Origin of the sequence: Nostoc sp. CCY 9925, assembly GCF_963920935.1 — a bacterium.
Classification (GTDB): domain Bacteria; phylum Cyanobacteriota; class Cyanobacteriia; order Cyanobacteriales; family Nostocaceae; genus Nostoc.
Genome location: NZ_CAWUDO010000189.1, coordinates 1 through 8,036, shown reverse-complemented (window position 1 = coordinate 8,036; position 8,036 = coordinate 1). Strand labels below are relative to the sequence as shown.

The following is an 8,036-nucleotide window of genomic DNA, read 5'->3' as shown; positions in this document are numbered from 1 at the left end:
TGTACGCATTTACTTTACAGCGGCAGTTTCTCCTGAACTTACAAGGCATCTTGAAAAACCCTGATTTCTGGGATCATGACAATAACCAAAATATTCCGTACATAGAAGTTTGGAGACAAAAGCATAACTTTGAGCATGGAATTAACTGGTACTGTTTTCTGAAAATCCAATTATCGTACCTTTATGGTCGTTATACTGATGCAATTCAAGCAGCAGAAGAAGTTCAGAAAACCCTGCCTGCTAACTCTGGTTTCTTCCCAATTATTCAATATCATTTCTATTATCCACTGACTTTGGCAGCAGTTTATCCCAATGCGACATCAGATGAGAAAAAGCAGTATTGGGAAATTATGGAAGAACATCAACAAATTCAGAAAAACTGGGCTAATAATTGCCCAAAAAACTTTCTGCATAGATATCTATTGCTATCTGCGGAAATGGCAAGAATTTCTGGCAAGTATATGAATGCGATCGAATTATACGATCGCGCCATTGCCAAAGCTAAGAAAAACGAATACCTCAACGAAGAAGCACTTGCCAATGAACTCGCAGCCAAGTTTTACTTAGAATGGGGCAAACAACGCATTGCCCAAGAGTATTTGATTGATGCATACTATTGCTACGCTCGTTGGGATGCCAAAGCTAAAATCGATGACCTAGAACAGCGCTATCCCCAACTGTTAGCTCCGATTTTACAACAAACGCGTTCACGAAGTGACTCTCAAAGAGTATCGCCGCTTACGCCTAATGACACCATCGCAACCAATGATAGCTTCGCTACCTTGCATCCCAGCCTCAGCAAATCAGTAACTTCTAGCACAAATGTATCATTGATGCTAGATATGACAACAGTTCTCAAAGCTTCTCAGACTCTCTCCAGCGAAATTGAAATAGAAAAATTACTTGCTAAACTGCTTTCTGTAGTCATTGAAAATGCAGGTGCAGATAAGTGTGTATTGCTACTGCTCAAAGAAGATAGATTAGTCGTTGAGGCGACAGCAGAAGTTGGGCAGCAATCAACTGTTCTCCAATCAGTCCCTATCGAGGATAGCACGGAGGTTCCCCGTAGTCTAATTTATGCGGTGAAACGTAATCTGCAAGCTAGTATCATTATTGATACAGCAATGTATTCTATGCTAATCGCAGATCCCTATATCATACGTCAACAACCCAAAAGCCTGCTGTGTATGCCGATTTTATACCAAGGCAAACTATTGGGGATTTTGTACCTAGAGAACAATCTGACTACTGGGGCATTTACGAGCGATCGCGTGGAAATCCTCAATCTATTATGTACTCAACTTGCAATCTCGCTGGAAAATGCTCGATTGTATCAACAGGCACAATATACTTTAAAAAATCTTGGGCGAACCGAAGAATTTTTGCGGTTAATTATTGACAATATTCCTCAGTCTGTTTTCTGGAAAGACCTCAATAGTGTTTATTTAGGCTGTAACCGCAACTTTGCTGAGGGTGCGGGTCTAAAATTACCAGAACATATCATCGGTAAAACTGACTATCAGCTTCCCTGGCCTCATGAAGACTCGGATTGGTATGTCAAATGCGATCGCCGCATAATGGAATCTGGACAAGCTGAGCTTAACATTATTGAAACATGGCAGCGAGCAGACGGAAAACAAATCTGGTCGAATACAAATAAAATTCCGTTACGAGATAAAGAAGGAAATGTTTTTGGCATCCTTGCGACAAGTGAAGATATCACCGAACGCCAGGAAGCAGAAAAATTGCTACAACAGCAAAAGCAACAATTAGAACAAGCATTGCAAGAACTTCAAACAATGCAATTGCAATTAGTTCAGAGTGAAAAAATGTCTGCCCTGGGGAATTTGGTAGCGGGTGTTGCTCATGAAATCAACAATCCTATTGGTTTTATTGCCGGTAACATTGAACCAGCGAAAGATTATATTAAAGACTTGTTTGGGCTAATTAACCTTTACCAAGTAAAATTTCCCCGTCCAGGTTCAGAAATTGAAGACGAAATTGATGCGATGGATTTAAATTATGTACGCGAAGATTTGCCGAAATTACTGGACTCGATGAAATTGGGCGTTAGCCGTATCCGCAGTATCAGCAATAGTCTGCGAACTTTCTCCAGAGCCGATCACGATTATAAAGTTCCCTTTGATGTTCACGAAGGTATTGATAGCACTATTTTAATTCTCAGACATCGTTTAAAAGCTAACGAAAACCGTCCGGGAATTGAAATAGTTAAAGATTATGGTGATTTACCTTTAGTGGAATGTTTTGCTGGACAACTCAATCAAGTGTTTATGAACTTGTTAGCAAATGCCATTGATGCACTTGAAGAATATAATACAGGGCGGAGTCTAGAAGCAATTCTAGCCAACCCCAATTGCATTACCATTCAAACTCGTGTAGTAGATTCAGGTAATCAGGTTTTGATTAAGATTGCTGACAATGGTGTAGGGATGTCACCGGAAGTTAAACAAAAAGTATTTGACCATCTTTTTACTACTAAACTTGTAGGTCAAGGTACAGGATTGGGATTAGCGATCGCTCGTCAAATTATAGTAGAAGCACATGGTGGTTCCCTCTCCTGCACTTCCGAAATAGGACAAGGCACAGAGTTTATCATTAAAATTTCTACTCAACAACGTTAAAAATTAAAACCTCATCTTTGTTTGGCATTTTTACTTGGGCAATTTGGTTTTTGTTTTTAAGTTGGAGATGAGCAAGAATGATACCTAAATTATCGAAAAACTGGTTGAAAATCAACCCCAAAATGTATGTCAAAAATCAAAAAAGTTACTACTTATTGAAATGGCGATCGCGAAACCTACTGTTATTATCACTTGTGGTGATGTTGTCCATTAGCATTAGCGCCACCGCCATCACTAGTTACAATTTTGTTAAAGGATTATTGCTCGACAGTCTCAAGCAGGAAGCACTCTTAAAAGCACAACAAGGCGAGGATGATATTGATAACTGGTTAGCCATTCGCAAGACAGAAATTAAGACTTTGGCAAATTCTCTTGTGGTGCGATCGCTTGATTGGTCATTGATGGAACCTTACTTGCAATCTGAGTTAAAGCGGCTGCAAACTTTTTTGCTCATGGCCTTAGTTACGCCAGATGGTCGATTAATGAATACTCCAGGAGATCGTCTCAATGTCCAAGACCGAGAATTTTTTCAGCGGAGTATAGCGGATGAAACCATAGCAGCCGACCCAGTTATTGGACGCACAACCAAACAGTTACAGATTCAAATTAGTTCCCCGATTCCTAGCAAAACAAGCACAAAGCCAGCAGGCGTGTTAATGGGAGGAATTCCGATTAACCGGGTAATTGAGGTAGTTAACAATTTACAGCAAGGCAAGGGTAGCTATGCCTTTGCGCTGAATTCTCAAGGAGTTCCCATCGTCCATCCCGACACGCGACTAATTGGCACACCCGAAAGAGTCGCCCAGAGTTTCCTCAACTCTCCTAATCCCCAGTTAGTTGAAATTACTCAACGAATGGTGGCGAAACGCACAAATATTCAACTAGCTCAACTAGATGGCAAGTGGAGCTATGTTGCTTACACTCCGCTGAGAGAAGCAAATTGGTCGATCGCGTTGATTGTGCCACAAGAAAACATTGAATCGCCATTGCAGGCGTTGAATATCTTGGCTACGGTTCTAGGAGGATTGCTGGTGGTTGGGTTGATTAGTGCATGGCGACAGTTACAGATGTATGAAGAGATTCGCCATCGCGCCTTGATTTCCAGCCAGCAGGCGCAGCAACTCACCAAAACCTTGAGAGAATTGCAAAATACCCAAGCTCAACTTATCCAGACTGAAAAAATGTCTAGCTTGGGACAATTGGTTGCAGGGGTGGCACACGAAATCAATAATCCTGCCAATTTTATTCATGCTAACCTCAACCATGCCAGTGAATACACTGAAAATATTCTCGATTTGCTAAAGCTTTATGAACAAGCCTATCCAAATCCCATACCAGAACTTCGCGATCGCGCACAGGATCTTGATATTGAGTTTCTGGCAGAAGATTTACCCAAGCTAATGACATCAATGCAAGTGGGAACCAAGCGCATTCGTCAAATTGTGCTGTCTCTGCGTAATTTCTCTCGCCTTGATGAAGCAGACATGAAATTGGTAGACATTCATGAAGGATTAGACAACACTCTGATGATTCTCAACCATCGCCTGACAGCGACGCCGGAACGACCAGAAATTCAAATTATTAAGAAATACGGTGATTTACCCCAGGTAGAATGTTATGCAGGGCAACTCAATCAGGTGTTTATGAATGTTCTGGTAAATGCCATCGACGCACTAGAAGCAGCCAGCGAAGAACGCAATTTTGAGGCTACTAAAACCAAGCCCAATCATATTAGGATTCAAACCCAACTTGACCAGTCAAATCATAATGCGATCGTTCAGATTTACGATAACGGTATTGGCATGTGTGAGGATGTCAAGCAACGAGTATTTGACCACATGTTTACTACTAAACCTGTAGGCAAGGGAATTGGATTAGGAATGGCGATCGCCTATCAAATTGTTGTAGAAAAACATGCAGGAAGTATTGAAGTTGATTCGACTCCAGGACGTGAAACAGAGTTTACCATCCGTATTCCTTTAACAAGTAAGAAGTAATGCGGCGGCTGCAAAAGCGGCTCGTTTAGCAGCTAGATTAAGAGAGTTGGGGGAAGATCCAGATATTTTGTGATTTGTAAGTGAAAGACTCGATGCGATCGCTATTTTCAAACATCACAAAAAGCAAGTGCGATCGCTATTAGTTAAAGCTTCCGGAATCGGTTCAAACTTATATTTATCACTGCCAGATATTGGTTGAACTTTGACTAAAAAAATGCAACTGTTTTTGCGATCGCCTGATTTTGTAAACTGAATTCTTCCTGTTGCACCATCTACTGAAAAGCTTGGATCGTGCAGCGCTTGTTGTAGTTCTTCACGGGTATTACTTTTTTGTAAACCTGCAATAATTGCTTTAGTAGCATCATAAGATGTTGCCGTTCGCCAATTTACTGGGGCTTTCCACAATGCATTAGCATTTTGTACAAAAGGACTATTAGGAAATGCTGTCGGATGCCAAGGTACAACGAGTACCATACCATCAATATCGGCTTTGCCAATTCTTAGGGTTTCATCTGTATACAATGAAGGATAGGCAAATAGTGGCAACTGTCCTCGATTAGCTTGTGCTAGGGCTAGACCTTTCTGAATTTTGTCTACGGGAAAAGCTAATACTAATCCATTTACACTAGTAGCTTTAGCCTTAGAAATTACTGTCCCAAAGCTAACATTATTATCAGAAATATTACATTCTTCACGAGAAATTATACCACCATGAGTCTTTATTCCTCCCCTAAAATCATTCTTAAATTGTTGATAACCATCTGCTGAATCAATACAAATAAGAATATTGGGCTTAGTAGTCTTTTGGATAACGTAATCAGACAGTTTTTCTGCTAAGGAATAATTAGTAGGAGCAGTACGGAATATATACTTGGGCAAATCAGTAAGGTTTTGATCAAAACTGGTAGGAGCTATCATCACTAACCCTTCACCTCCTTTACCTATATAAACTTTACCAGCAGCACTTGAAGCTTCGCTAGAATTGTGTCCCACTACAGCTAAAATAGTTTTATCGTTGGTGAACTGTTTGGCAATCTTTTGGGCTTCACTTGGGTCATTATCATCATTAGCGATCGCTACCTCTAAAGCTTTGCCATTAATGCCACCACTGCTATTCACCTCATCTTGAGCTTGAGCTACACCGCGTAGCATCTCTTTTGCAACGTTTGGATTTGTACCAATAGGTACGCTCACAGCTATTTTGAGCCATTCTCCTTTTTCACGAGCTTTAGCATTGTTCAAGTAAATCAATGCTTCTGGATCTGTGGGGTTAGCTTGACGATATGAATTGAAATTATTAATAGCAGTTGAACAATCACCATTTAAAAATGCTTTTACTCCACCTTCTTTATCTAAGTTCGTATCTTGTTTTAATAAAACTTCTTCACCCAGGCTAATTATGTCACCCAAGTTATACGGCTCTTTATCACACGAATTTTCTATACTTTGAACTGTAGTTTTAAGTCCAAAAACATATATTACAGTACCACCAATCACGGCTCCGATTATTCCGATAATGAAGGCTCTTATGTAGGATATAAACTTACTCTTCGGAGGGCGTGAAGGAACTGAGGGGGATGGGGAAGATGAGATAGGTGACTGTTCGGCAATTATCGGAGCTTCAATTAAAGCTATATTTTCGTCTGTAAATCTTAAAACTTTCTGAAAACGTTTTAATTCTTCGCGAGTGTTATCACTTATAGGATACTCACGCTGAATTTCTTTAATAAATCTTTCCTCGTATCGTTTCACTTTTCTTTGATACTCTCGCTGAGGTTCTAAAACCTTATTCTCGATTGCTAGAGCTTCCTCAGATGTTAATCCCAACTGATGTCGTAACTCATCCAACACATCACGCCCAGCATCAGAAATCTCACCGTTACCACTTTCTACCCAATACTCAACTTCTCGACGATATTGAAGTTCAGGGTCATCAATAGGTGCTTTGGCAAGGTTGATTTTATAACCTTCTTTGATAGCATATATTTCTGGTTTCATTGCCGGAGCAGCTTCTTGAACCTTACCTTTGGCATAATCATGCAATTCATCAACAGAAATCCAACCATCTTGATTTTTATCTGCTGCACCAGTCTCTAGTCCCTCAACTATGTAGCGGGTGTAAGTTGAAGTATCTGCTCTTGGCTGTTCAAATGAAAATTGGTTTGAAGTCGAAGAAGTGAGAATAGCTCGCCCTTCTCCACCTAGTTGGTTCTTAACATCTACAAAACCATCATCTCTCGCTAACATTCCTTCAGCAAATGCACCGCTAAAGCAACAATCGAGAATCACTACCTCATGTTTAGAGCGGCTTTTGCTCATCACATCATGCACCAAGCTAGCTGGCACTGTTGTAGACTTAAGTAATGTTTTGCGAGTGTTGCGAGTAGCAAAGTAAAGCCTACCCTCTTCATCTCTGATACCATGACCAGAGAAAAATAACAGCACGAGGTCATCTCTTTGACGGCCATCAAACAACCTTTCGATGGCTTCCCCCATCTCATATTGTTGAGGATTGAGCAGCGGTGTTACATCATCAAAACCGCCAATGTCTGGGTTCAGTAAAACTTGCTGCATCGCCTCGATATCTTTTGCCGCTGCTGGTAATGGAGTAAGACCAGGCTCATACTCACTGACTCCTATTAGCAGTGCTACTTTCGCCATCTCGTTATTCTTCCTTAGTGCTGGGATTTCTTAGTTACCTGCAATGAACTTTTGCGCTTGTTCAATGGCGGCGGTTAATTCTTCCCGACTGCTAGCTTTCACCTTGAGTTTCTTACCGTCAGCCTCAACTTCCAATTCAATGGTTTTGTTACCCAAGCGATCGCCTAAAAATCCCAACAATTTCTTAAAATTAGCAAGGCTCACCTCAGCTTGCAATACACCCAACAAAAAGCCGCCAACAGATTTAGCTCCTTCAGGTATTTCTCTAACTTCCACGAGTTCTGCACTTTCCACATCTAACTCTTTGATTTCTCGCAGCAGATTTCGCGTTTCCCTCTCTTGTTCCTCTGCATCTAAATCTGGATTACTAAGAGTGATCGTTAGCTTAACGTTAGATTCAGAACTCATTTGATTGTCAACTATATTGCAGTGATTTATCTATATGACATCATATCGCCTATGTAAATTTCCTGAAATTTCTTCAATACTTTTACAAAAACTCGTAATATTTAGGTAAAAATCAGTAGAGACAGGAGCGATCGATCTCAAAAATAGCTGTAAAACCAAAAAGACGATACTTTTACAGAACTAGGATTATAAAACAGCACCAAGACGGCTATGTTGCCTGAATTTTATTTAAATTAGCAAGTTTATGACTCAGGAACTTAATTTTCAAGTCATAAAAGCTGCTTTTCAAGTCACAAAAGTTGCTTTTCAAGTCACAAAAGCTGCTTTT

The 8,036-nt window shown here is 40.4% G+C and carries 4 protein-coding genes; 2 read left to right on the top strand and 2 right to left on the bottom strand.

The window, feature by feature from the left end; genetic code table 11:
* Together ACM0OY_RS38675 and ACM0OY_RS38670 are read left to right on the top strand one after the other, a co-directional pair.
* A partial coding sequence (locus ACM0OY_RS38675; RefSeq protein WP_414574009.1) for an ATP-binding protein occupies positions 1–2,642 on the top strand: 2,642 nt, incomplete at its 5' end.
* Between the two features lie 77 nt (positions 2,643–2,719).
* Entirely contained in the window at positions 2,720–4,639 is a 1,920-nt protein-coding gene (locus ACM0OY_RS38670) for a sensor histidine kinase (RefSeq protein ID WP_414574008.1), read from the top strand.
* A gap of 114 nt (positions 4,640–4,753) precedes the next feature.
* On the opposite strand, the gene ACM0OY_RS38665 is transcribed toward ACM0OY_RS38670, so the two are convergent.
* Positions 4,754–7,300 (bottom strand): caspase, EACC1-associated type, encoded by a 2,547-nt coding sequence (locus ACM0OY_RS38665; protein ID WP_414574007.1) that lies wholly within the window; start codon positions 7,298–7,300, stop codon positions 4,754–4,756.
* A 30-nt stretch (positions 7,301–7,330) separates the two neighbouring features.
* On the bottom strand, positions 7,331–7,708 hold the full coding sequence (locus ACM0OY_RS38660; protein WP_414574006.1) for a hypothetical protein: 378 nt from the start codon (positions 7,706–7,708) through the stop codon (positions 7,331–7,333).
* Between the last annotated feature and the right edge of the window lie 328 nt (positions 7,709–8,036).